At 58.6% G+C, this 26,861-nt stretch carries 18 protein-coding genes; 11 read left to right on the top strand and 7 right to left on the bottom strand.

Annotation, left to right across the window (positions count from 1 at the left end):
* The first annotated feature begins 99 nt into the window (after positions 1-99).
* Together QM647_RS05970 and QM647_RS05965 are read left to right on the top strand one after the other, a co-directional pair.
* Positions 100-1,473 carry an NAD(P)/FAD-dependent oxidoreductase gene (locus QM647_RS05970; RefSeq protein WP_414994593.1) on the top strand — a complete coding sequence of 458 codons (1,374 nt, stop codon included), beginning with the start codon at positions 100-102 and terminating at the stop codon, positions 1,471-1,473.
* Positions 1,470-2,264, top strand: coding sequence for a DUF1365 domain-containing protein (locus tag QM647_RS05965; RefSeq protein ID WP_414994592.1), 795 nt, complete (start codon positions 1,470-1,472; stop codon positions 2,262-2,264). The genes QM647_RS05970 and QM647_RS05965 overlap by 4 nt, the downstream gene beginning before the upstream one ends.
* 27 nt (positions 2,265-2,291) lie before the next feature.
* Here the strand turns inward: QM647_RS05965 and QM647_RS05960 are convergent, their stop codons facing one another.
* From QM647_RS05960 to QM647_RS05945, 4 genes are all read right to left on the bottom strand, one after another.
* Positions 2,292-5,873 (bottom strand): M1 family aminopeptidase, encoded by a 3,582-nt coding sequence (locus tag QM647_RS05960; protein WP_414994591.1) that lies wholly within the window; start codon positions 5,871-5,873, stop codon positions 2,292-2,294.
* Between the two features lies 1 nt (position 5,874).
* Positions 5,875-6,753 (bottom strand): ABC transporter ATP-binding protein, encoded by an 879-nt coding sequence (locus QM647_RS05955; RefSeq protein WP_414994590.1) that lies wholly within the window; start codon positions 6,751-6,753, stop codon positions 5,875-5,877.
* Positions 6,754-6,871: 118 nt separating this feature from the next.
* Positions 6,872-7,402: an RES family NAD+ phosphorylase gene (locus tag QM647_RS05950; RefSeq protein WP_414994589.1), complete on the bottom strand. Its 531-nt coding sequence runs from the start codon at positions 7,400-7,402 to the stop codon at positions 6,872-6,874.
* A complete protein-coding gene (locus QM647_RS05945) occupies positions 7,399-7,818 on the bottom strand; it encodes an antitoxin Xre/MbcA/ParS toxin-binding domain-containing protein (RefSeq protein WP_414994588.1) in 420 nt (139 codons plus the stop codon). Before QM647_RS05945 ends, QM647_RS05950 begins: the two co-directional genes overlap by 4 nt.
* A 159-nt stretch (positions 7,819-7,977) precedes the next feature.
* Here QM647_RS05945 and QM647_RS05940 point away from each other — a divergent pair, with 159 nt between their 5' ends.
* The 6 genes from QM647_RS05940 (at position 7,978) to QM647_RS05915 (ending at position 14,583) form a co-directional block, all read left to right on the top strand.
* Positions 7,978-9,087, top strand: coding sequence for an ABC transporter ATP-binding protein (locus QM647_RS05940; RefSeq protein WP_414994587.1), 1,110 nt, complete (start codon positions 7,978-7,980; stop codon positions 9,085-9,087).
* Positions 9,087-9,986, top strand: a complete 900-nt coding sequence (locus QM647_RS05935) for a carbohydrate ABC transporter permease (protein ID WP_414994586.1) — start codon at positions 9,087-9,089, stop codon at positions 9,984-9,986. The genes QM647_RS05940 and QM647_RS05935 overlap by 1 nt, the downstream gene beginning before the upstream one ends.
* Positions 9,983-10,819, top strand: a complete 837-nt coding sequence (locus QM647_RS05930) for a carbohydrate ABC transporter permease (RefSeq protein WP_414994585.1) — start codon at positions 9,983-9,985, stop codon at positions 10,817-10,819. Before QM647_RS05935 ends, QM647_RS05930 begins: the two co-directional genes overlap by 4 nt.
* Positions 10,816-12,138, top strand: a complete 1,323-nt coding sequence (locus tag QM647_RS05925; RefSeq protein ID WP_414994584.1) for an extracellular solute-binding protein — start codon at positions 10,816-10,818, stop codon at positions 12,136-12,138. The genes QM647_RS05930 and QM647_RS05925 overlap by 4 nt, the downstream gene beginning before the upstream one ends.
* Before the next feature lie 119 nt (positions 12,139-12,257).
* On the top strand, positions 12,258-13,400 hold the full coding sequence (locus tag QM647_RS05920) for an aldose epimerase family protein (protein ID WP_414994583.1): 1,143 nt from the start codon (positions 12,258-12,260) through the stop codon (positions 13,398-13,400).
* A gap of 19 nt (positions 13,401-13,419) precedes the next feature.
* Positions 13,420-14,583 (top strand): 1,4-beta-xylanase, encoded by a 1,164-nt coding sequence (locus QM647_RS05915; RefSeq protein WP_414994582.1) that lies wholly within the window; start codon positions 13,420-13,422, stop codon positions 14,581-14,583.
* A gap of 35 nt (positions 14,584-14,618) precedes the next feature.
* On the opposite strand, the gene QM647_RS05910 is transcribed toward QM647_RS05915, so the two are convergent.
* Positions 14,619-16,121, bottom strand: coding sequence for a tryptophan halogenase family protein (locus tag QM647_RS05910; protein WP_414994581.1), 1,503 nt, complete (start codon positions 16,119-16,121; stop codon positions 14,619-14,621).
* Between the two features lie 688 nt (positions 16,122-16,809).
* Here QM647_RS05910 and QM647_RS05905 point away from each other — a divergent pair.
* From QM647_RS05905 to QM647_RS05895, 3 genes are all read left to right on the top strand, one after another.
* Positions 16,810-19,560, top strand: coding sequence for a TonB-dependent receptor (locus QM647_RS05905; protein WP_414994580.1), 2,751 nt, complete (start codon positions 16,810-16,812; stop codon positions 19,558-19,560).
* Positions 19,561-19,769: 209 nt separating this feature from the next.
* A complete protein-coding gene (locus QM647_RS05900) occupies positions 19,770-20,789 on the top strand; it encodes a family 43 glycosylhydrolase (RefSeq protein WP_414994579.1) in 1,020 nt (339 codons plus the stop codon).
* Positions 20,786-21,742 carry a glycoside hydrolase family 43 protein gene (locus QM647_RS05895; protein WP_414994578.1) on the top strand — a complete coding sequence of 319 codons (957 nt, stop codon included), beginning with the start codon at positions 20,786-20,788 and terminating at the stop codon, positions 21,740-21,742. The genes QM647_RS05900 and QM647_RS05895 overlap by 4 nt, the downstream gene beginning before the upstream one ends.
* Before the next feature lies 1 nt (position 21,743).
* Here QM647_RS05895 and QM647_RS05890 read toward each other — a convergent pair whose 3' ends face one another.
* Positions 21,744-22,481 (bottom strand): FadR/GntR family transcriptional regulator, encoded by a 738-nt coding sequence (locus tag QM647_RS05890; RefSeq protein WP_414994577.1) that lies wholly within the window; start codon positions 22,479-22,481, stop codon positions 21,744-21,746.
* A gap of 326 nt (positions 22,482-22,807) precedes the next feature.
* The gene (locus tag QM647_RS05885) at positions 22,808-26,035 is read right to left on the bottom strand and encodes a TonB-dependent receptor (protein WP_414994576.1); all 3,228 of its coding nucleotides are present in this window, start codon (positions 26,033-26,035) and stop codon (positions 22,808-22,810) included.
* Between the last annotated feature and the right edge of the window lie 826 nt (positions 26,036-26,861).

Raw genomic sequence — 26,861 nt, 5'->3', positions numbered from 1 at the left:
TGATCCCGTCATGGATCACACCGGGGATCACCCGGCGCTTGAGTGATCCGCCGCCCTGGCTTCTTCGTAGACTTCCGGTAAAGCCTGGAGCCAGCCGCGATGACCGAACCGGATACACAGCCCGCCCGCCAGAAAATCGCCGTGGTTGGCAGTGGCATCGCCGGGCTGTCGGCGGCGTGGATGCTGCACCCGCATTGCGACATCATGGTTTACGAAAGCGAAGACAGCATCGGCGGCCATAGCCACAGCGTCAATGTTGGCAGCGAGGCCGATCCCCTTTGGATCGACATGGGCTTCATCGTCTTCAACGCGCCCTGCTATCCCAATCTGACGGCGCTCTATAACCATATCGGCGTAGCGCACCAGCTAAGCGACATGTCGTTCGGCGTCTCGATCGACCGCGGTCGGCTGGAATACAGCAGCCTGGGGCTGCGCGGCCTGTTCGCCCAGACGCGCAACCTGTTCCGGCCGCGCTTCCTGTCGCTTCTCCTGGACATCGTGCGTTTTTACCGTGAAGCGCCCAGGGACCAGGCGGCGCGCAATCGCGAGGATTACCGGCTGGGCGATTACCTGCGTGACCGTAATTATGGCCGTGCCTTTATTGACGACCACCTGCTGCCACAGGCGGCCGCCATCTGGTCGACCTCGGCTCGGGCCATCATGGACTATCCCTTCCGCGCCTTTATCGCCTTTTTCGAGAATCACGGCCTGCTGAAGATTGCCGACCGCATCCTGTGGCGCAGCGTGATCGGCGGCGCCCAGGCCTATGTCGGCAAACTAATCGCCCCGTTTCGTCACCGTATCCACACCGGCGCGGCCATTATCTCGGTTCGGCGCACCCCGCGCGGCGTGGTGTTGACGGACGCGCAAGGCGTCAGCCATATCCATGATCAGGTTATCTTCGCCACTCACGCCGATACAACACTGAAAATTCTGGGGGATGAGGCCACGGTGGCTGAGCACGAAGTGCTCGGTTGCTTCCGCTACACACCGAACGAGGTGGTGCTGCATACGGATGACAGCTTCATGCCGCGCCGCCGTGCCGCCTGGTCGAGCTGGAACTATCGCGGCGAACGTACCGCCAGCGATGAGCAGCAGCTGTGTGTGACCTACTGGATGAACCTGCTTCAGGTGCTCAGCACAAGGCAGAACTATTTCGTGACGCTTAATCCCACGCATCCGGTCGCCGAAGCGGCGATCATCAAACGCATCGTCTTCGAGCATCCGCTTTTTGACAGCTGCGCCATCGCCGCACAGGCGCGACTAGGCGACCTGCAGGGACAGAACGGCACCTGGTTCTGTGGCGCCTATTTCGGCTCAGGCTTCCATGAGGACGGCCTGCAGGCCGGGCTTGCGGTTGCCGAGGCGATCAGTGGCATTCGCCGCCCGTGGCCTATGGACTGGTCGCGCAGCCGCATTGCCTGGAACCCGTGGTCCGAGCCGGAAGCAGACAGGGTTGAGGCGGCGGAATGAAGACCGGGCTTTACAGCGGCGAAGTGGTGCATCAGCGGTTCGCGCCGCGCCGGCACCGGCTGTGCTATCGCATCTTCATGATGCTGATCGATCTGGGTCGGGTGGAAGAAGACCTGCGGCCGCTGCGTTTTCTCTCGCACAACCGCTTCAACCTGTTCAGCTTTCATGACCGCGACCATGGGCCGGACCAGGCTGACCGCTCCGGTACCCTGTACGGCCGCATGACCGCGATGCTCAGGCAACAGGGACGGCTTGCCGAGGGCGACCGGCTGTTCCTGCTGACCATGCCGCGCGTACTGGGCTTCGTCTTCAATCCGATCTGCCTGTATTTCGTCACCAACTGGAAAGGGCAGGTGACGACCGTGGTGTACGAGGTCAACAATACCTTTGGCGATCGCCATTCCTATGTGCTTCCAGCCTTAATCCTGCCAGCCAGCGCGCCGGACCGGCAGATTCACCAGACCGCGCCCAAGCGCCTGCATGTTTCGCCCTTCATGGATACGCGTGACATGGTCTATGACTTCGCCCTCAGTACGCCGGCGGAGACCTTTACCCTCAATATCCATCTTCGCCGGACGACCGGCCAGGACATGCTGTTTGCCGGCTTTATGGGGCAGCGCCAGGCGCTCGACGACGCGACGCTTTGGCGGTTGTTTTTCGGTCTGCCGCTGATGACCCTGAAAGTCGTGGCCGGCATTCATTGGGAGGCCCTGCGGATCGCACTGAAAGGCATAGCGCTAAAGCCAAAGCCTGTCACCGAACGATCCGCCATCAGCGCCTACAAATCCTGATACCTGAAGAGGCTTATCGGCACTGGCCTAATTGCCTTTGATCTCGGTCAGATTGTCGTCGGAATCGCGGTCAATCCACTTGTTATAAGGATCGATCCCGGCAAAGGACGGCTTGGCGTTGACGGTAAAGGTCACCGTCTGAATCCCTGTCTTCACCTGGCGGCGTTCCATAACCAGCACATTACCCGCGCCGAACTTGCCTTCCCCAGGCTTGGCGGTGAAGACACCGAGATCGACCGGTTGATCGAAAGGCGCTTCGGTCTCCTTGCCCTTGCCTTCGGCATAGAACTTGTGCGCTTCGATTGTGAAGGTCACGTCGTATTTGCCGTCCGGCCGCTTCACGGCCTTGGCGTCACGGGCGCGGAGGTCGACCAGGGTGATCTTTTCGAACAGATCAGTGATCAGGGCCTGATCGGCAGGCGAGGCCTGGGCGCGCAGGGCGTCGATCAGGTCCGTGGACTTCGGATAGGGCGCGCCCTTGAAGGCGTATTTGGCCAGCAGGCTGCGCAAGGCTGCATTGACCTTGTCCTCGCCCATGCGGTCCTTCAGCAGGTACATGACCAGCGAGCCCTTGTTATAGTGGATATATTGCTCGTGCTGGGCGCGATAGAGCGGCATTTCCTGATCCGGATCGGTCTGGCGTCCAATCAGGTATGTATTCAGCTCGTATTTCAGGAAGCGGCGGATCTTGTCCGGGCCGTAGAGCTTTTCCATCACCATCAGGGCGGAATATTGCGCCAGGGTTTCCGACAGCACCTCGGCGCCTTCCTTGTCGGCCCCGATGATCTGGTGCGCCCACCACTGATGACCGAGTTCGTGGGCGGTCACATAGGTGGTGTAATCGATCTTGTCGGGGTTACGCACGTCGGCGATGAAGCCGATCCCTTCCGAATAGGGGATGGTATTGGCGAAAGACTGGGCGAAGGTGGCGTAGGCCGGGAATTCCAGGATACGTGCCTGGCGGAACTGGAAAGGGGAGAAATTGGCCTGGTAATAATCGAGCGAGGTTCCCATGGCCGACAGCATGCGATCGACATTGTAGGGATGCTGGGCATCGTAATAGACGGTCAGGTCGATGTCGCCATGCTTCAGGTGTTTTTCCTGATAATGCGCCGACTGCACCGAGAAGAAGTTCAGGATCGGTGTATCGGAGACGAAGCGGGCGGTGCGCCGTCCGTTGGCGGTAGCATCCGAGAGCTTGTAGCCCGGCGCCACCGGCGTCTGATCGGCCACGGTCGAGACCGTGATGTCCGATCTTGTCCAGTCGGCCCCGATATAGTTGCGCACATCGGCTGTCTTGTCGTCCAGCGAATTCATGCGCTTGAGCAGGGGCAGGCCGTACTTGCGGCGCAGGCGCTTGTCCTGCATGGCCTGTGCATCGGTGATACCTACCCGCGGGGCAAACTCGAAATTGTTCAGAAAGGTGCCGTTGTCGACAATGCGCGTGGTGATGCCATCATTGCCAAAGCCTTTCTGTGCCTGGCTGGCGGAGAAGGCAAGGGTGCGCGTGTCGCCTGGCCGCATGGGCTTGTCGAATACAAAGCGGCGCACACCGAAATTCTTCCATTCCTTGGCTTGGTGCGCGCCGTCGATGGAGATATCGCTGTATTCGAGTTGTTCGGGCGAATTGAGATAGACTTCGGTAATCGGTCCGGAAGTTCGATTTTCCAGCGTATAGACGCCCTTCACAGCGAACTTCAGATCATGCGGATAAAGATCGACTGCCAGTTTCACATCTGTGACGTTCGGCAGGGGCAGACCCGTGACCGGTGTAAAGGTCTTTTCATAGGCGACCTCGTTCTTTTCGGTCTGCGACTTGCCACGATAGATGTTGAGGGTATTGGTGTTATAGAAGATGAAGACACCCAGCCCTACGAACACCGCCAGGGCGCCTACCAGAACCAGACCGGCGCCGCCTGTAAGGCGCCCTCGCACCGCTGACAGACGCGCCTTGAGACCCGAGACGACGCCGCGGCGCCAGAGCAGGTGCGCGATGGCCAGAAGGGCGACAGCGAAAGCCACCCAGTAGAGCTTGACCGTCAGCCAGCCTTGCCACATGTGGCCTAGCCCGTTCATGTCTGATAGCGGCATGGGCGGCGAGTTGCCATACATGTAGAGCACGTGGTTCCAGCCCATGAAGCCGGCGACCATGGTGAAGACCGTGTAGACCACCATGATGGCCCAGCCCGCGAACTTGTTGGGTGACAGCGCCTGCACGAATATTGCCAGCACACCTGTCAGTCCGAAATTCACCGTCAGCGGCAGCACGAACCACATAAGGTACTTGCCGAATTCAAAATGGGTGTAGCCCTTGAAGAGCTGGACAGCCACATCTGCGGCAACCGAAAAAATCAGGGTGGACGCCAGTACGATCAGCAGGGCGATGGTCTTGGGGATCAGGAAGGCCCAGTTAGGGATGGCGGTGGAATCGATGATCTCGCTGATGCGGCGGTCGCGTTCACGCCATATCACCTGGCCGGCGTAGAAGATGGCAATGATCTTTGCCAGCAGAATAAAGCCGGCGCTGACGACTGAGACCATGACGCGTGTGACCGGATAAACGACCGTGCCGTAGAGCTGGTTCGCGGTGAAGGTCAAAAGGACGGTCATGGCCATGGCCAGCAGCATCAGGATCGGGTAGACCGGGCCGGTAAAGACTTGCGCGATTTCGAAACGGGTACGTTTGATCAGGATAGCGATAGCCGTGGCGGTGCCGAAGCTGGGCTTGACACCATTCAGGTCGATCGTCTTCGGCGCCGTGGCCGTTTCCAGTTTTTTCTGTAGTTTTTGCGTTCTTGTCGGCTTGGCGCCGGAGATATCGAAACGCAGGACCAGGCGTGTCACGATGACGAGTGCAATGCCCAGAGCGGCAAACAGCAGGCGATTGCCGAGGATCACGCCGGAGAGGGGCAGGAGGCGGGTATTGCTTTCGTCCGGCGTCCAGTAGCGGGTCACGTCGGAGACCGCCCCCAGGCCGAACGGATCGAGCCAGGCATAGATGTGGCGGGCCAGCTCGCTCTTGCCCGACAGGGCGCTTAAGCTGAAATAGATGACAAGCATGCCAACCGTGGTAAGGTAGCTGCCCATCATCGACTTGGTGAGGGTCGCGGCACTCGAAAACACTGCCACCATGAACAGAACCGACGGCAGAGCCATGGTCAGGAAGGGCCAGGCGTAGTATGCGATATTGAAAGGCCCGATGGTTTCCTTGTCGAGCCAGGGCATCAGGGAGCCGATCAGCATGCCGAGCGGTGCGCTGATCAGGCACAGGGCACAGACGATAAAGGCACCGAGCGTGCGGCCGAAGACATAGTCCGAGCGCCCGATGCGCGTCGTGTAGAGCAGGGGACCGAACGCGGTTTCCTGATCGCGGATGATGACATTGGCGCCGAAAGCCGTGGTGACGAACATGAAGAAGGTCGTCAGGATCATCAGGCCGTAGGCAACGACCAGCGGCGCGTTCTTGTAGACATTGGCCCCTGCCGCGATGGTGACATTCGGTGTTGCCACCAGGCCGAAGCCCATCAGCAGAAAGAGGATGAAGGAGACCCAGAAGGTCGGGCTTTTAAGTTGATATCTTAGCTCGAATCCGGCGATGGCGCTCCACATCTCAGGCGGCCTTTGCGGGGGTCTGGATGGTCATGAAATAGAGGTCTTCCAGCGAGCCGGAAACCGCCTCGAAACCGTCGCCCGGATCGCTGTCGGCCACGATATGCACGACCGTCTTGCCGGCGAAGAGGCGCTGCGAGATCAGTGTATATTTCGCCTTGTAGGCCTCGAGTTCGCCGCGCTCTATGGTCTTTTTCCAGATGCGCCCCTTCAGCGAAGTGATGAGATCGAGCGGCGCGCCTTCCAGCTGGATGCGTCCGCCGGCCAGGATGGCCATGCGCGGACAGAGATCGGCGACATCTTCCACGATGTGGGTTGACAGGATGACCACCACGTCCTCGCCGATCCCGGCCAAAAGGTTGAGAAAGCGATTGCGCTCCTCCGGATCGAGGCCCGCCGTGGGCTCGTCGACAATGATCAGCTTCGGATTGCCGAGCAGGGCCTGAGCGATGCCGAAGCGCTGTCTCATGCCCCCGGAAAACCCGGCCAGGGCCTTGTTGCGCACGCCCCAGAGATTGACCTGCTGCAAGAGAGTGCAGACCACATCGTTCCGCTCGCCGGCCTTCGATATGCCCTTGAGCACGGCCAGGTGATCGAGCATGGCATAGGCGGAGATGCGCGGATAGACGCCGAAATCCTGCGGCAGGTAACCCAGCGATTCGCGCAGCTTTTCGGGCTGACCTAAGACATCGAGATCGCCGAAACGGATCTGGCCGGAGGTCGGAGTCTGCAGTGTGGCGATGCAACGCATCAGGCTGGACTTGCCGGCGCCGTTAGGCCCCAGAAGGCCGAACATGCCAGGCGGTATGTCGAGGCTCACCCCATCCAGCGCCCGCACACCGTTACCGTAGACATGTACCAGATCCGTAATGCGCAACATGTGTGCCTCCCGCCCAATATCCGGTTGCAATCTATATCACTTTTGCCATTTGTCATCTGACCGATTTGTCATGTATCGGTTATTTCCAGCACGCTTGCCAGAAACGGTATTTCCAAGCCTAATCCTTGTCGCGGCGGGCGCGCCGAGGCCGGACGGGCAGGGCGGTGATGGAGGGAAACAGCCGCTCGTCCCAATAGACCGGCTCATGCAGCGAAGCGGTGAGCCGCCCGAATTCAGGATGGGTCGGATTGATCAGAATATTGTCATCGATCTTGGTGACGGCGCTTTTGACCAGCAGGATGACCGAGCGCCTTTCCGCGTACCAGGCGTCGCCATAGGTCTTGCATTGGCGCTCGTCTGATGAATCCCAGCCGGGATGCGCCTTTGTGTCGTAGCGCTCATAGCTGACCTGCGGCGGTATGGTGATCTGGATGAAATGCTGGTTGTCGGGCAGGATACCGCCGCCGTGGACCAGCTTTTCCAGCAGGGCCGTGGCGTAGTTGGCGCTGGCATAGATAAGTGGTGACCGCGCCGTGTTCCACCGGCCGGGATAGAGACCGGCGCCGGTGCCGTCATAGATTGGGAAGCGGCCGGCCGGATCACCGATGCGGAACGCCATCAGCTGGCGGTCCAGAATCTGGGCAATCAAGCCGCCGCCCCGTAAAGCAGGCGGCCAAGAATATTTTCGACACGCCGCCCGCCGGCTTCGCCGTCAAGCGCCACATCGAGGGGCAACTGGTTGCCCAGCATCAGATTGGGCGTGGTGAGAAAGCGATAGGCCTTGTCCCGGTTCTGGAAGACGGTGAGGGCCAGGTTCCAGATATTACTGATGCGCACAATGCGTTCGCTGGCTGCCTGGGACAGGCGGCGACGCGCCTTGAAACGGGCGAGGGTGGCGCGCGGCACAAGCCGTTCGGCAAAGCCTGATTCCGACGGCGCGATATCCTGCGCCAGCCAGCGTACAGCCTCAACCGGCAGGCCTTCGCGCATCTGCTGAAGGAATTCCGGGCTGGCGGCGGCGCCACCAGCGGCTTGTCTGATATGGTCTAGCGCTGCGGCTGTCATGACATTATCTCTCTCTTGAGACAAAAAATAGTCTCATATGGACGAAAATGCAAGGCTCGTAACACGGGGCTTGTAACACGGTGAGCGATCAGGGCTTTCGGTTTCCCTATACCCTGATATAAGGTCGCCCAAGGCTGAAAAGCCGCTTCAGGGAACGAAATGGATAACTCGCCGGAAAATCAGGGGCTCGAATTCCGCGCCGTGGCCAAGGCCTTTGATGGCAACCGGGTGCTCGATAACCTGAACCTGACGATCGGCAAGGGCGAATTCTTTGTGATCCTGGGCCCCTCCGGCTGCGGCAAGACCACCCTGCTGCGCCTGATCGCCGGCCTTGAGGCTGTCGATGGCGGTGAGATATTCCTGAATGGCCGCCCGATCCACGCTATGGAGGCCGGCGATCGCGGCGTGGCCATGGTTTTCCAGGACTATGCCCTCTATCCGCACATGACGGTGGCGGAAAACCTGGCCTTTGGCCTGCGCAATATGGGTGTGCCCCCGGTCGAGATCGCCGTGCGCATTCAGGAGACGGCCAGAAGCCTGGCCATTGACTCCTTTCTCGACAAGAAGCCTGGCAAGCTTTCTGGCGGTCAGCAACAGCGCGTCGCCCTTGGCCGCGCCCTGGTGAAAAAGCCTGACATCCTGCTGATGGATGAGCCACTTTCCAGCCTCGATCCCGCCCTGCGCCTGAAGACCCGCCGCGAACTGGCGACTCTGGGGCGCAGCCTCCTGGCCACGGTCGTCATGGTGACCCACGATCAGGTCGAGGCCATGACCCTGGCCTCGCGCATCATGGTCATGCACGATCATCGTATCCAGCAGATCGGCACGCCGCTGGAGCTGTTCAGCCGGCCGGCCAATCTGTTCGTGGCGCAGTTTGTCGGCGCAACGCCGATGAATGTGCTCATGGGGGACGTGGTCGCGGGCGAGGGGGGCCGGGCGATCTTTCGTCTGCCCGAAGGCGACATCCACACCGTCATCAGAACCGATACACTACCCCAATCCACTGACTGGCGACTGGGCCTGCGCGCCGAACATGTCGAGCTGACCACGCCCAAGACGCCGCATATCCCAGCCACGGTCGATTTTGTCGAGCGGTTGGGTGAGCAGTCGTGGGTCCATGTCCGCCTGGCCGATGGCAGCGAACTGGTGGCCACCGAGGCTGGCGTCAGCCTCCACCAGCCCGGCGACCGCGTCGGTGTGAAGCTGGATGGCGGCCGCGCCCATCTGTTCGATGCCGATGGCCGTGCCTGGCATCCGGAGCCGGCCTGATGGCGGTCTCCTCCCAGCCATACAGCCTGAAGGGCTGGCGCAATCTTTTGTTCGCCCTGCCGTTTCTCAGCATCTATTTGTGGCTGCTGGTCTATCCGCTGCTGGCCGGCATGCGCCTCAGCCTCTACCGCGCCAACCTGTTCGGCGGTGAACACTTCATCGCCTTCGAGAACTATATTCGCCTCTTCCGTGACCGGACCTTCCTGCAAGCCCTGGTCAACAGCCTGCTGTTCGTGGCCCTGAGCGTGCCTCTTCTGGTCGTTCTGGCGCTATGCCTGGCGCTGGCTCTGAACCGCGCTGACCGCTTCTCCGCCTTCATGCGCAGCGCCGTCTTCGCCTCGTCGGTCCTGTCGGTAACGGTCCTGACCCTTATCTGGCGCCAGATCCTGGTGCCCGATGGCGGCTTTCTCGCCCACCTGTCGCATGCCCTGCATCTGAAATCCTTGCCCTATCTCAGCGACCAAAACCTTGTCCTGCCGAGCCTGGCCATTATTACCGTCTGGTGGAGCTTAGGGTTGCCGATGATGCTGTTCCTGTCCGCCCTCCAGCAGATACCCCGGTCGGTCTATGAGGCGGCGGCGCTCGACCGCGCCACGCCCTGGTCGATCTTTCGCCGCATCACCCTGCCGGGCGTCACCTCGACCCTGATTCTGGTCACCGCCTATGAATGCGCCTTGCAGTTCCAGGTCTTCGGGCAGCCCCAGCTTTTGACTCAAGGCGGTCCCAATGGGGCGTCGCGCTCGCTCGTCCTCTATATCTATGAGACCGGCTTCAATCACTGGGACATGGGCTATGCGGCGGCGGCTTCGCAGATGCTGTTCGCCCTGGTGCTGACGGTCGTTATGGTGCCGCCGGTATGGCGCTGGCTGGCCGAGCAGTTCCGGCGGAGGTGGCGATGAGTACCGTGCGGGGCCGCGATGTCTGGCGCTGGTTGCGCTGGGGGTTCTGTGCCGTCATGCTGGCCCTGATCCTCCTGCCGCTGTTGTGGACGGTATTCCTGTCCCTTCGCAGCAATACGGATTTGATGCGTCAGGCGCCGCTCAATCCGCTGGGCTCCTACACGGTGGCCAATTACGGCGCCCTGCTGAAGACCCCGGCGATCTTCCGCTGGTTCCTCAACTCGCTGATCGTATCCACCTTATCAGTCTTGGGTGTCCTGACCCTGTCGTCGTTTGCCGGCTATGCCTTCGGTCGCCTGAATTTTCCTCTGCGTAACTGGCTATATGTCCTGGTCCTGCTGGGCCTGGCCATTCCAGATCAATCATTGATTTTAACCCGCCACCACATTTTTTCCACCCTGCACTTGCACAACACTTATCTCGCCCTGGTCCTGCCGGGCCTGTCGGCGCCACTCGGCGTCTTCCTGATGACCGAAACCTTCCGCGCCCTGCCACAGGGCTTGGAAGATGCCGCCCGGCTCGACCGTGCCTCGTCCTTCGCCATCTTCTGGCGCATTCTCTTGCCCCAGACCGTGCCCGCCCTGGCCAGTCTCGGTATCTATACCTTCCTGCAATCATGGAACGACTACTGGTGGCCGCTGATCTCGGCGACCCGGCCAGATATGTATACCCTGACCGAGGGCATGGCCGCGGCCCAGACCAACTATGCCGAGGTGACCGGCATGGGGGTGCTGATGGCAGAAGCGGTCCTGGCCGGCCTTCCGGTCCTGATGGTCTATATTGTCTTCCAGAAGCATATCGTTTCGGCGATCACAGGGATCATACGGCTGTGAAGACCTGGTTTCGTCTCCTGCTGATCCTGCTGCTGCCGCTGACCGCAGGCTCATGCGAAAAGCCCGATCCGCGCACGCCTCTGGTCGTCCAGCGCATTTTTGGCGATTGCCGTGCCCATGTGCCTAAAGGCCAGCCGCCGCGCCTCAATCCCAACGGCGAATGCGAGATCGTCACATCTCTGCTGGACCGTTTCGAAGCCGAAAATCCCGATATCCGCCTGACGGTCAATACGGTGGCCTGGCCGGGCTATGACCAGTTGTCGGCCCAGTTCGCCGCCGAGGATGCACCGGATCTGGTGACCATGCATATGGTGGTGATCCCCGATTACCAGAAGCATCACCTGTTGATGCCGCTAGGGGAGGGGCTGGCACGCGAAGGCATAACGCCCGATCAGTTCACGCCGGTGTCACGCCGCGCCGTGACCCTGGATGGCGATATCTATGGCCTGCCGTTCGACAGCTGGACGCAGCTGTTTCACATCAATATGAACCTGTTCGCCAAGGCCGGGCTGGTGCGCAACGGCCGTCCTGTCCTGCCGCGCAATGCCGCCGAACTGCTGGTTCAGGTCCGTCAGTTCCGCCAGCGCACCGGCAAACCTTATTTCGTCCAGTCCACGGTCAATGAGCGGGCCGCCTTCGCGCGCAATCTCTATACCTACCTGCTGGCCCAGGATGAGGTCATCTTCCCGGACCCGAAACATATACGGCTGAATACGCCGCATGCGCGTGAGATCGTCGGGCTGTTCAAGCAGCTCTATGATGAAAACCTGACAACGAGGGACCAGGACTACGCCACGGCGACCGCGGCCTTTGTCAATGGCCAGGGCGGAGTCTATATCGTCGGCACCTGGATGATCGGTGCCTTCGATGCCGAGGCCGATACGCCGGGTCGGCCGCTTTATAAGGGCTATACAGTCATGCCCTATCCACAGCTGTTCGGCAGCCGTCCGGCGGCCTTTGTCGACGGCCATGCCTGGGTAATGCCGGTGAAGACGCGCACCCCGGCCGAGACCGAGGCGGCGTTCAGGCTGCTGAAATTCCTCAAAACCCATGAGGCCGAATGGACGCGATCCGGGCACCTGTCCTCCCTGGCGGCTGTGATCAGCGACCCGGCCTACCAGGCCCAGCCGCATCGCAGCGACCTCACCTCTATCACGGCCTATGGCCAGGGTTTGCCGGGCGATGTGCAGAAGCAGTTCGCCATTCAGGAAATCGTCAGCGAGGAAATGAACGCGGCGATCGTGGGCATAAAACCTATTGATCGTGCGCTCTCCGATGCCGAAACCCGCATCAATGACATGCTGACCAATCTCTCCTGAGCCCCGCAGAAGTGTTTCCACAGCTTCGATAAGCAAAGCAGATTCAGACTTTTAATTATAAGATAAATAGGATAAGACCCAGTTCGACGACAAAACACAATTGAAGTGAGGAAACGACAATGGGTAGAGTTCAGCCTCTGGTGGGCGCTTTAACCCTGTTGCTGGGGGCTTCCCTAGCGATGGCGGGTCAATGCGCCGAGGCCAAGCGCAGCGATTTCGGCAAGCTGGCCGGTGGCCAGACGGTCGAGGCCATAACGCTCAGCAATCACAAGGGCACGTCCGCCACGGTCATTACCTATGGCGCTAGCCTGCAGGCCTTGGTGACGCTGGACCGCAACGGCAAGCCGGCCGATATCGCGCTGGGCTATGGCGATCTCGCTACCTATGTCTCCAATCCGCAGTATTTCGGGGCCACGGTCGGCCGCTTCGCCAATCGCATCGCCAAAGGCAAGTACAAGATCGATGGCAAGGCCTATCAGGCGCCGGTCAATAACGGCGTCAATTCACTGCACGGCGGCACCAAGGGTTTCGACAAGGTCAACTGGAAGGTTGTGCAGGTCGCCGATGGCGACAGCGCCTCGGTCGAGCTGGAATATGTCAGCCCGGATGGCGATATGGGCTATCCCGGTCAGATGACGGTTCACGCGACCTATTCGCTCAATGAAAATAACGAACTGACGATCAAGTATACAGCCACGACAACCAGGACGACGATCGTCAATATCACTAACCACACCTACTGGAACCTGAACGGCGAGGGCTCGGCCCACAGCGTCAATGACTCGAAGCTGACCCTGCTGGCCGACGCTTACCTGCCTACCGATTCCGGCGCCATTCCGACGGGTGAGGTGCGTAAGGTCGAGGGCACGGCGTTCGATTTCCGCACGCCAACTCCCATCGGTGCCCGTGTGCGCGATGCCTCGGATCAGCAACTGGTCTACGGCCGTGGCTATGATCACAACTGGGTCGCCAGCCGTGAAAAGGCGGCGGCACCGCGCCTGATGGCCGTCGTGGAGGACGACGTTTCGGGCCGCAAGCTCGAACTGCTTTCCGATCAGCCGGGCATCCAGTTCTATTCCGGCAATTTCCTGGATGGCACCTCGTCCGGCAAGTCGGGCGGCATCTACCGCGAGAGCGACGCCTTCGTGCTGGAACCCCAGATCTTCCCGGACACGCCGAACCAGCCGGCCTTCGGCTCTGCCCTGCTGCACCCAGGAGAGACCTATTCCAACACGCTGATCTACCGTTTCAGCACTCAATAAGATCAGGGAGGAATTCCGTATGAAAATGACATCCGTAGCGAAGGTATTTATGGTGGCGAGTGCCCTGACCTTATCGACCCAGGGCCTGTTCGCCCCTGCCCATGCCGAGACGTCTCGGTGGTCCGCGGCGAAGGCCAATTCTTGGTATGGCCAGCAGCACTGGCTGGTGGGGTCCAACTTCCTGCCAACCGACGCGATCAACCAGTTCGAGATGTGGCAGGCCGATACCTTCAACCCGGCCGAAATCGACAAGGAGTTCGGGTATGCCGAGGGCATCGGCATGAACACCATGCGCATCTTCCTGCAAGACCAGTTGTGGGCGCAGGATCCGGAAGGCTTCAAAAAGCGCATCAATATCGTGCTCGATCTGGCGGCCAAGCACCACATCAAGCCGATGCTGGTCCTGTTCGATTCCTGCTGGGATCCGAACCCGAAGCTGGGGCCGCAGCATCCGCCGATCCCCGGTGTGCATAATTCCGGCTGGGTGCAGTCGCCTGGCACCGCCGGCCTGATGGACGAGGCTGGCTGGAGCCAGTACGAATCCTATGTCAAGGGCATTGTCGGTGCCTTTGCCAAGGATGACCGCATCCTGGCCTGGGATGTGTGGAACGAGCCAGATAACCAGGGCGGCGGCAATTACAAGCAGCTCGATGAAGCCACCAAGACGACGCAGGTCGCCAAGCTGCTGCCGCAGGTCTTTGCCTGGGCGCGGACGCAAGACCCGATCCAACCGCTGACCTCGGGCGTGTGGCACAATGACGACTGGTCGCCGAACGGTAAGCTGAACGCGGTTGAGCGCGTGCAGATCGACGAGTCGGACGTCATCAGCTTCCACAGCTATGACTGGCCCGAACGCCTGGAAGAACGCATCAAGTCGCTGCAGCCCTATGGTCGTCCGCTGATCATGACCGAATATATGGCCCGGGGTAACGGCTCAACGTTTGATTCAGCCCTGCCGATGGCGCGCAAATACAATGTCGGCGCCATCAACTGGGGCTTCGTGCTGGGCAAGAGCCAGACCAACATGCCTTGGGACTCATGGGAAAAGCCCTATACCAAGACCCCGCCGACCCTTTGGTTCCACGATATCTTCTATCCGGACGGTACACCCTATCGTGCCGCCGAACCGGCCCAGATCAAGGCCATGACCGCAGAGGCCGAAAAGGCGTTCAAGAAGAAGTAATAAAAAAGCCGGAAGCCCAAAAGCTTCCGGCTTTTTTATGCCTGCGCTGACATGCCGGCCTGTTTGATATAGCCCATATGCGATGGCAGTCCTTCCGCGGCATTTTCGATCAGGCCGCGGAAACGATTGAGCCAGGCGACGCCATCGGTGTTGCGATAAGCGGCGAGGGGATCGTTGCGCTTCGGGAAATGCAGCTGGCCGATATGGACCGCCAACCAGGAATGCATGCCAAAGAGGTCCAGTTCCTTGCTGGGGATCTTGCCGTAGCGCCCGAACAGTTCCAGCGAGTCCTGCAATGAGTCTGGCACCTCCATATTAGCGCAATAACGCCATAGCGGGGAATCGTCACGCTGGGTTAGCTTGTAGTGCAGAATGATGAAGTCACGAATGCGCTCGAATTCCGTAAGGGCCTGACGGTTGAATTCATTGCGCAGCACAGGATCGAAATCCTTGTCAGGGAAAAGGGTCAGGAGCTTCGCGATTCCGGACTGGATCAGGTAGAGACTGGTCGATTCCAGCGGCTCCATAAAACCGCTCGATAAACCAATAGCGACAACATTCTTGTTCCAGAACTGGCGTCGGCGGCCGGTGACAAAGGCGAGGGGGCGCGGATCGGCCAGAGGCGCGCCATCGAGATTTTCCATCAGCACTCGCGCGGCCTCGTCATCACTGATAAATTGCGAGGCATAGACATGGCCGTTGCCGGTACGGTGCTGCAAGGGGATGCGCCACTGCCAGCCGGCCTGATGGGCGGTCGAGCGGGTATAGGGGGTAAAATCGGCTGAGGCAGCACAAGGGACCGCCAGGGCGCGGTCGCATGGCAGCCAGTGCGACCAGTTGTCGTAGCCGGTCTTGAGCGCGCCTTCGATCAGTAACCCACGGAAGCCCGAGCAATCGATAAACATCTCACCGGCAATAACCTGCCCGCCCTGCAGTGTCACCGACTGCACGTATCCGGTTTCCGGATTGAGCGCGACATCGACGATCTTGCCTTCCTGGCGTTTTACCCCCTTGGCCTCGGCATAGCCGCGCAGCATGCGGGCATAGAGGCCGGCGTCGAAATGATAGGCATAATCATAGGTCGACAGCACATGGCGGGGATCATGCGAGGGCGGGGCGAAGCGGTTGCGTTTCGCCGCCGACCAGGCCATGCAGTAGTCGTCAAGGCCCGTCACTTCGCCGTTTTCAAAGGCCTGCCACCAGTAGTGATGCAGGTTCACCAGATCGAATGGTCGGCCAAAGGTACCGAAGGGGTGGAAATAGCTGTGACCCTGCTTACCCCAGTTGACGAACTGGATGCCAAGTTTGAACGAGCCTTGCGTGGCGCGCATGAACTCGGCCTCGTCGATGCCGAGGGTCTGGTTGAAGCGCAGGATCGGCGGAATGGTCGCTTCGCCGACGCCGACCGTGCCGATATCCTCCGATTCGATCAGGGTGATCGAACAGTCTTTCTGCACGGCATTGCCCAGGGCGGCCGCGGCCATCCAGCCGGCGGAGCCGCCGCCAACAATGACGATATTACGGATGTGGCGATCCATGCGTTTTCTCCGAAAGACTTGTTATTATCGGCATCTGAAGGATGCTTCTTCATGTATCTGCCGGTTTGCCTATCATCGGTAACCAGCGCTGACAATTAATTTGTACGATAATAAAGACAAAATTGTTTTGGTGTCTGCGCTTGTGGTCGCTGTCATAAGTGCGCGCCTTATAAAGACCGAGCGAAATGCGACCGCAATGCGACGTGTGAATTCACGCATCGTGCCCAAAAGTCGTGAAACCCCTGTTTTATAGGATTTTACGAGACTTTTTTACTAAACTTTACCGCACGGAAGCGACTCCCTGGAGGGGGCGCAGAAAACGTTTTGTCGGGATTAGGCTGTTTTCGACAATTCCGCAAAATTGCGGGCATAAGGTGCATCTAGGTTTTTTGCGCCTGCTCTGCAAACTCCAGCACCGTGGCCTGTGATAGAGTCATCTAAAAAGTATTATAAATATGAAGCACTTGCTAGTCTTCACGGCATGGCCGAGGGAGTAAAATTGCTGATTATTGAAGTTATGTAACTGAAATTATGACGATATTTAAATTGTAGCATAATTGCATCATAGGCCGCAGATTGCTGCTTTCCATAAAAAAATGAATTGCACTAATAATCATATAAATAATATATCGCAATCAGCGCGCACTGCCACAAAGCGCGAAAACTCGATCCAAGAACGGAACAGGGAATGAAAACCAAAGCTTATATACTGGCTACGGCCTCGGCCGTGTCGATTCTGGCCATGAGCGGCGCTGCGCTGGCTCAGGACGCGAACCAGACGACCAATCAGACCACCACAAGCACGACCACCGACCAGACGTCCGCCACGCCCGACAGCGGCACTGGCGATGCCAGCACCACGGTCGTAGTGACCGGTATCCGCAAGAGCATGGCCTCTTCGCGCTCGCTGAAAAAGAATTCCGACCAGATCGTCGACGCGGTCGTCGCCTCCGAAATCGGCAAGCTGCCGGATACCACTGTCTCCGACTCGCTGGCGCGGGTGACCGGCGTTACCGTGGGGCGCGATGGCGGCGAAGCCGACAGCGTGCTGGTGCGCGGCCTGCCGAATATCGCCACGAGCTATAATGGCCGCGATATCTTCACCGCTGAAGGCCGCTTTGTCGCCTCGCAGGATTTCGCCGCCGGCAACGTGGCCGCGCTGGAAGTCTACAAGTCTACCACCGCCGACCAGGTCGAAGGCGGCATTGCCGGCCTGATCAACGTGCGTGGCCGCCGTCCGTTCGATTTCAAGGGCCGCGAAATCTCCGGCATGGTCAATTATCTCTATGCCAACCAGTCTAAGAAGTATTCGCCGAACGGCAACTTCCTGATCAGCGACCGCTGGGCGACCTCGCATGGGGAGTTCGGCGCGCTGCTGAACGTTTCCTACAACCGCTTCCAGTATCTCGACTCGAACCGCTTCATCGGTAACTGGGTCAGTGCGTCTACGGGCGGCAACCGCTTTGCTGACGACATCGGTGTCAACTATTCGCAACACGACCGCGAGCGTCCATCAGCCAATGCGGCGCTGCAATGGCGCCCCAATCAGGAATTGGAGCTTTATGCCGACTTCCTTTACCAAGGCTATAACTCCAAGACCTCGGACCGCAACATGGAAGTGCCGCTATGGGGTGGCTCCGATTACAGCAATATCGAGCTGAGTGACGACGGCAAACAGATCGAGAGTATGAGCGTCACCAACCCGGTCCGTATGCAGGGCTGGCAGGCGGGCACGACCGACCACACCGACACCTGGCAGGAAGCCATCGGCGCGAAATGGACGCCCGGCAACTGGACGATCACGACCGACCTGGCGACCACCGAGTCGAAATATGTGCTGTCGGTCTACAGTCTGGACTGGGCGGCCACCAGCACCCCTACCGTCAATGTCGATTATAATGCCGGCGAGTACGGCGGCGTGAATTTCACCCTCGATGATTTCGATACGACCGACCCCAGCAATTTCAAATTGCGCGGCTTCTATGACCGGCAACTGGCAGCTCGCGGCCGTGACATCCAGTTCCGCACGGATGCCGAATACCGGACCAATCTGTCGTGGTTGCCGCGGGTCAAGTTTGGTATGCGTGCCGTCGACAGGAAGGCGGGCTATGATAACGGTGATCGTTATCTGAATGTTGAAGATCGTAATATCCTCATGTCGGATCTGGGTCTGGATCTGGTAATCGGTCAGGCAGGGTTTGTGGGCAGTACCTATCCGTCTGTGCGCAGCTGGGTGACGCCGACCTACGACTCAATCCGTAACAATGTCACCATGCTTCGCCAATTGATGGGGTGGGATACCGGTGCGCCGCCCTATAGTACCTCGTCTCATTTCACGGCGGACGAACAGTCTCTGGCCGGCTTCGTACAGGGCAGCTATGCCTTTAATCTGGGGACCGTGCCGGTCGATGGCATTGTCGGCGTGCGTGTCGTCAAAACCGACGAAAGCGTAACCAGCAGCCAGCGTACCTCGGACAGTGACTATACCGACACCCTCCCGACCGCCAGCATGCGCTTCCACCTGTCCGACAAGACGCAGGTGCGCCTGGCGGCCAACAAGACCCGGACGCGTCCGAACTTCTCCGACCTGAACCCCAACTATACGGTGAATCCGGGCGACGGTCTTTCTTATGATGGCAGCATATTCTACCACAACGGCGGCAGTTCGGGTAATATCGATTTGAAGCCTTACACCTCTGATAATTTCGACGTCACCTACGAACATTATTTCGGCACGACGGGCTTGTTCGCGGCCGACCTGTTCAATCGCGAGGTCGATGGCTTCATCAACTATCACACGATCACGATCACCGACACGAGCTTCACCAACGATACAACGCCGGACCCGGATCGTCCCGCGACGGAAACGACGCCGCAATACCCGACCGATACGCAGAACGTGAAAATCACGGTGCCTTACAATTCTGCCCACGTCGCGTTCAAGGGTGCGGAAGTGCAGTTCAACACCTTCTTCGACTTTGACTTCCTGCCGACCTGGGCCAGTCACTTCGGCATCCAGGCCAATGCGACCTACATGGACAGCCATGTGAAGAGTACGGCGGAGCAAGATAAGAACCAGGCCGGCGTTTCGCGCCTGACTGGCAACCTCACTGGTATGTTCGAAAACGGCCCTTGGTCGGCGCGTCTGACCTATAATGCCCGCAGCAAGTGGTTGAGCTATTGCGATACCAATGATGAATATGCCGGCAATCCGGGTTGCGTCTACTACAAGGGTACGCAGCGCATCGACTTCTCGGCCGGGTACAAGCTTTCGGATAATCTGAGTCTCTCGCTGGATCTGAACAACCTGTTCCCGAAGCCGTTGCAACTGTACCGTGTCTATCTGAATGACATCAACGGCAGCACCGGCGGAAAGTACACCCTTGGTGTCCGCACCGAAGAAACTGTCTACTCGGTGGGTATCCACTTCCATTACTAGTCGTTCTTGATCCTCCCCTGCGTGAGCGGGGGAAGATATAGAGCGAAAAGATTTCTCCCCGGCATGGTTCCCTGACTATAGCTGGTCCTGGCCTTTCTGCCCCGCGCAGAAAGGCCTCTTTTTTGAATCAAGCCGCCAGAATCCTGTTGTCTATCAATAGTATCTTGGTTATGGTCCTATAAATAATATAATTTAGGGAGCCTGAAGCAATGCCGAAATCCGCCCTGGGTTTACCCCTTCTTGCCGCGGCCATGATGCTGGCGGCGCCGCTTGTCGCCAATGCTGAAACGTCGGCCGGCACCTACACAAATCCGCTGCTGCCATCGGGGCCGGACCCATGGGTGACGCGTGACGGCGACACCTATTATTACATGCATACCCTGGGCAACAAGATCACCATCTGGAAGACCGACGATCTCACGGCGCTCGACAAGGCGAAGCGCAAGACCTGGGTGCCGCCGCGCGATGCGATCAATTCCATCTCGATCTGGGCGCCGGAACTGCACAAGATCGACGGCAAGTGGTTCCTCTATTATACGGCGGCGCAGGCGGGGGCTGACGATGACCAGCATCGTGGCGTCTTCGTGCTGGAAAACGACAATGCCGATCCCACCGAAGGCAGCTGGACCGACAAGGGGCGGGTGAATACAGCCCTTCCCGGTATCGACGGAACGACTTTCGAATATGACGGCAAATCCTATTTCATCTATTCCGCCTACGCCGAGATTGGCAGCGTGCTGAGCATTTCCCTGATGTCCAACCCCTGGACCCTGACCGGCGGCGAGACCATCATTGCCATCCCCGATCAGACGTGGGAACAGCAGGGTGGCCGCAAGATCGTCGAAGGGCCTGAGTTCTTGCCGGGACCGGACGGCCAGTTGTTCATTACCTATTCCGCCAGCGCCTGCTGGTCAGACGACTATGCCCTAGGCCTCCTGAGCGCGCCAAAGGGCAGCGACCCGACCGATCCCAAGGCCTGGACCAAATCGCCGACACCGGTGCTTTCCAAGTCTGTGGCCAATGGCGTCTATGCCACGGGCCATAACGGCTTCTTCACCTCGCCCGATGGCAAGACCAACTGGATCATCTATCACGCGAATTCCGGGCCCGGCATGGGCTGCTCGCCGAAACGCGCACCGCATATTCAGCCCTTCACTTGGGGACCTGACGGCCATCCGGTCTTCGGCGAACCCGTCAAGGAAAACGTACCCTTCGAGGCACCCAAATGAAGCGTCACTTTTCCGCTGCCCTGACGGCGCTGGGCTTTATGGCCGGCTCCGTCCATGCTGCAACGCCAGTGCTAGATGTCAATTTCCCCGACCCCCTGGTCCTGCCGGTAGGGGAGGGACTGGTCGCCTATGCCACAAATGGCAAGCCGAACGGCAAGCCGCTGCACATTCCCTTCTCACGCTCAAGCGACGGGAAAAGCTGGAGTGCGCCCATCGAGGCCATGCCGGAACTCCCACGCTGGGTGCGATCTGACGGACCGGATATCTGGGCCCCCGAGGTGATGAAGATCGGCGATAAATACGTCATGTATTTCGCGGGCCGGCACAAGACACGGATGCGTCCGGATGGCCTGACCCTCTGTGTGGGCGCTGCGGTCGCCGACAAGCCAGAAGGCCCCTTTAAGCCGCAATCCGCACCCTTGACCTGCGGTGGCGAACTGGGCGCCATCGACGCCAGTCCCTTTCGCGACGGCGATGATCTCTGGCTCTACGTCAAGACCGATGGCAATTGCTGCGGTGTGCCCATCGGTATCATCGCCCAGCGCCTGACGCCCGATGGCTTGCACCTGGCCGGTCAGCCGGCGCTTGTCGAAGGCGTGACCAATGACCAGCCTTGGGAAGGCGGGGTGGTCGAAGGCGAGCAGATGATCAAGCACGATGGTCGCTACTACATGATCTACGCCGCTAACGACTATGGCAGTGACAAGTACGCCACCGGTTATGCGCTCTGCACCGGTCCGGTCGGGCCATGCCAGGATGCATCGGAAAACCCTATTCTCAAGAGCGCCACGGATCTGATCGGTCCGGGCCACCAGAGCGTCTTTGAGTTCCAGGGGCGGACCTGGATCGCCTATCATGGCTGGCGCAACACTGAAAATCCGCGCAAGCGCTACCGTGCCATGTATATCTCGCCACTCGACTGGGTGGACGGCAAGCCGGTCATCCGGCCGTAAATTAGGCTTTCAGCTTGTTCTGGGCTTCCTGCTCGTAAATGACCATCAGCACGTCATTGACGATCAGGTGCATGGCGTCATAGGCGCGGCGCGGGTCGCGGTCGAAAATGGCCTTCATGATATTCTCATGCGCCACGATGTTCGGAGTCACGCCGTTGACGCGTGTGGTGAACGAGATCGAGGTCATCAGCGCCGTGCGGATCATTTCCTGAAACTGATAATAGAACGGATTGCCCGACGCATAGAGGATGGAGACGTGGAAGTTGATGTCAGCCTCGGTCGGATCGCCTTCCCCGCCATCGGCCAACACCATGCGGTCGAACGCGGCCTTCATGCGCTGCAGGTCGTTATAAGTTGCGTTATTGGCCGCCAACTCAGCGCCCTTGGGCTCGATCGAGACACGCAGTTCGGTGAACTGGCGTAGTAGCTGCAGGGAAAACTTGCGCTCCAGCAACCAGCGAAGCACGTCCTTGTCGAGCAGGTTCCAGTGCAGGGTCGCCTGGATCACCGTGCCTTGCCTCGGCCGCGCCGTCAGCAGACCCTTGGCGGTGAGCATCTTTACGGCTTCGCGTGTGACCGAGCGACTGACGCGGTATTGATCAGCAAGCTGCGCCTCGGTGGGGAAGGGCTTGTTATCGTAGACGCCGGTGACGATCGCCTTGCCGACATGATCGAGCAGCCCAATCGTCAGATTACGGCCGAGGAGGGCTGAGGGATCGCCATCTTTCTCAACAAACATTCAGTAGATAACCCACGGAGCTAAACCGGGCCCCATGTAACCACAAATTGTTTAAATAGAAAGTTCTGATCGTATTTATCGGCTGAACGGGCGCATCAACCCTGATGAGGCAAGGCACAAAAAAAGCACCGCGTCTCTCGGGCGCGGCGCCTCCACCCTATATGGATAACTTTGGAGACGATTATTTCACCCTCTCCACGATAGAGGTCGTTCTACGCTGAATTAAATATAAATTACTGTTTATATTTAACTAATAGAAACACACGTAAGCCAGCCCTCCCCATTTCAGATCAGAAAAGGGAGGGCTGGCCTGCGTAGTGTATGCCCTAGAACTTCAGGCGAACCGTTGCCTGCAGGCGGCGGTCATTCTGATACCAGGCGTAGTCGACGAGCTTGCGAGCGGTGTCCGGATTCTCATCCGTCGGCCCCTCAACCTGCTGCATGAGCTCCGTGCGGGTGTTAAGCAGGTTGGAACCTTCCAGCGACAGCTCCCAATTGTCGTTTAGGCGATATGCGATACGGGCATCGAGATATCCTGCAGCGCGCTGCCAAACTGGGTAGGCGACGCAACAATCCTGGGCCGTAACCAGATACTGGGAACGCCAGTTATAGGCAGCGCGGGCCGACCATTTGCCCTTTTCGAACATACCGACGACGTTAAACGTATCGTCTGACAGGCCTTCCAGTGGCAGATCGTTGTAGGTATTGGCGCTCTTTGTGGTGCCGCCACCCGATTGACCGGAGGAACCGTCGCCGGAATTGACGGCCAGACCCGTGCTGCTGACGCCGGTGTTCTTGATGTGGGTGTAGTTGGCCTGGACACCCAGACCGTTCCACGGTGAGGGCAGGAAGTCGAAGAAGCGCTGATAGGCCACTTCGAAGCCCTTGACGGAAGCGCCCTGGCCGTTGATTGGGCCACTGACTTCAACCGTACGCGTTACCCCATTGTTGGTGAAGTCTTGGTACCACTTGCCATACTGGATGTAGTCGTGGAACTTCTTGTAGAACAGGTTGAAGGTGAATGATCCCGTGCTGGAGAAGTAGTTCTCTAGCGTCAGGTCGAACTGGTCGGCGGTGATCGGCTTCAGATACGGGTTATTGGCTTGAGCCGTGTATGTGATGTTTGTGCTGACGATGTTGCCGTCGGCATCACAGGTGAAACCGACGCCGCAGCTCAGTTCGCTGGAACTCGGCGTGGTGGCGCTGACCGTCTTGTAGTATTTCAGATTGCCGATATCCGGGCGCGACATGGCCTTCGAGGCCGCGAAGCGGACGAACCACTTGTCCGACAGACCGAACCGGACGTTGAAACTGGGCAACCAGTTCCGATGGGTAACCGAAGCCGTATATATCTCATCACTTGAGGTCATGAACAGGCGGTCGTCGGCACTGATATAATAGGTCATGCTCGGGATGACCGTACCGTCTGCCTGAGTTTCGGTCGCACTTGTCGAATAGGTCAGGCCGCTTGAATAGTTCACGCCGCCTGTGCTGTCATTCTGAGTGACAACATAGCGCAGGCCGATATTGCCGCTGACCGTCACACCATTGAAGATGGTCGCTTCATTGCCGCCGAACTTGAGTTCGGCATACAAGGCTTTGGTCGATTCGGAGACCTTGGCGATTTCCGCCGCCTTGAAGCAGCCTTCTACCAGGCCATCGCGGTCACAAACCGATTCCCACGCATTGGAACCGCCGGCGGTGTAATTGTCCTTGCCGAACATCTCGGCCATCAGGGACTGGTTCTTCAGGTAATCGATGTTGAAGAATACGGCCGATGTGGCATTGGTGACGCCGCCACCGAAGAAATTGGAATCGAAGTTCTTCACGCCGTAGGCGTTCGAATCCGGGAACGAGCTGCCGGTGATGAAATAGTCGTCGGCGCTATAGCTGCTCCAGTAGTTCACGACACTGGCCCAGTTGTACGTCGTCCAGCGCACCGTCTGGTCACGGTCGGCAACGCGCGCGCCCACCTTGATGCTTCTCAGCCACGGCGAGTCGAAGCTGTATTCTGCGTCGAAACGAGCGGCGGCTTCCGTGCCATCGCTATCGGTCACATGGTCCATGAGATCGGTCAGGCGATAATTGGCCGGATCGGTGATACCGCCTTCGGTGACGTCGATATTGGTCGGGTTGCTAACCGTGAAGTGCGGTATATCCCCCGTTAGATCCCAGCTTGTATCGGCATAGGTCGCCAATTCAGCTGAGATGTCGTAATTGGTCTGGGTCGCCTTGATGTATTGGACATCGAAGTTCAGCTTCAGGCGATCGGTGGGGTCCCACTTGAAGTTGAACGAGGCGTCCTGCGTATCGTTCACGCTGTCGCTGTACCGCGTCGTGGTAGTGAAGTCGGTGCCCAGCTGACCGCCACCGCCGCTCCAGTCATAATTGATCCAGTCCGTACCGTCCGCCTGTGTCACCTGGCCTTTGTAGGAATTGCCACCGCTCACCAAGGTTCCGGAAGATAAGAAACCGTCGTCGTCGAAGGTACAGGTCGTGCCGTTGAGGCACTGCACTTCACTATCGGAGGTGGACAGATAATCGTAGTCCTTGCCATAGGCGCTGGCGCCCGAAGACGAGGTCATCACATACTCTTCCCACGTCTCGTGCTTGCGCGATATATTGTACTGGAAGGTGGCCAGCATGGTGTGGTCGTTGTTCTGCCATTGGGCAGCGAAAGAGCCACCGTCACGGACGCGGTCGTAGGTATTGTCGCTGATGCCGATAGAGGAGGGGATGTAGCGGGTATCGGTCGTGCCCCAGTTGTTCTCGTTGGACACTTTGACGATACGGCCGTACTTGATGCCTTCCGAGTTGGTCGTCACCTCTGAATGGGCCAAGTTCAGCATGACACCGAATTCGCCGGCATCGGTCTGCCAGCGGTCAGAATAGATGCCAGAATAGCCGAGCTTGCCGTCCTCGGCCAGGTCGCCATAGGTATACTCCGCCGTGGCGGCGATCAGGCGGCCCTTCTGGTCGAAGGGCAGGCGGGTGCGCAGGGAGATCGTGCCAGCAATACCGCCTTCGATCAGATCCGCGGTCTGATTCTTGTAGACATCGATGCCGCCCATCAGTTCCGGCGAGACGTCCGACCAGGACAGGCCGCGGTTGGAGTCGGCCGTGAAGATATCGCGACCGTTGAATTCGGAGCGCACCTGCTGCAAGCCACGGACGATAACGCCGGAGGGTTCCGCTGAGAAGTGAGCCGTGTCGCCGGTAGCGGCGAAACGGTTGACAGTGATACCGGCCACGCGCTGCAGCGCTTCGGCCACCGACTTGTCGGGGAATGAACCGATATCGTTGGCAGTGATCGAATCGACGACAGTATCGGCGTTTTTCTTGATCTGCTGGGCCGATTGCAGTGACTTACGCACACCAACAACGACCACTTCCTTCGGTTCACTGGTGTCTGTCGTGGTGGCGTCGGTTGTTGCCGCCGTCGTCGTCTCCTGAGCCATGGCACCGCTGCTCATGCCCGAGGCAAAAGCGGCGAGGGCAATCAGGGAAACGGCGGATTTCAGGTGTGAGGGTGCCTTGCGGCGTGACGTCTTCATCTTCTCTCCCAGCTTTTCTACAGTCATCAACACATATGACCGTGCTTATGAAACGCGATCTAATTTCATTCCCCTCGATCGGTTGCGTCTCGGACTCGAGGGAAATAATAATTATTTCAAATTGGGTTATATGGTCGAAGAACTGCCACAGACCAGTTGAATTTGGCATACATGGCGACATGTTGAATTATTGTGGGATAATTATCGCAATTTACATAAAATTCGAAATCTAAATTACCATTTAGATACAATGCTTCAAATATATGCCAAGTAATATATTTATTGTGAAACATTATTGCGCACGTGATACATAATGATGCTTATGTATGGCGCTCTCTGCGATTAACGCCGCAGTCTCGCGGGATTGACTCGAAATCGTCACCATAGTGTCATTTCAGGAAAGGGACAATAGTGCCAATAATGTCATAGAATTTAAGGTCTCGCGACTGTTCGGCATTTTCATTACGTTTTTGGCATCTGAAGCTATGTTTTTACAATAAAGGTCCTGCACAGACCGAAACCATCGAGAATTGACGCCGAAAGCGATCGTGCTCGGTGCGCTGATTTCTGCGTTAGCAGCCACCCCGCGCCACAATAATGGCATGAGTTCATAAGTCACCCACCAAGAAGGACTGATCGATCTTAATCGATAGATCGAGCCATCAAAATTTGCTCCGGGGGCGCACAACGTTGACTGCATGGATTCGTGAAGCCTGTCCCGAGACCAGAACGGCCATGGTCGGCCGCTCCTGGCCTCCCGCCTATCCGGACGCACTGAAACAGGCCGGTGTCATCGAGCTGTGCAATCGAGGGGAAAGTGCCCAGG

Source organism: Asticcacaulis sp. (assembly GCF_047605585.1).
Lineage (GTDB): Bacteria > Pseudomonadota > Alphaproteobacteria > Caulobacterales > Caulobacteraceae > Asticcacaulis.
This window is presented reverse-complemented; position numbering and strand designations above follow the sequence as displayed.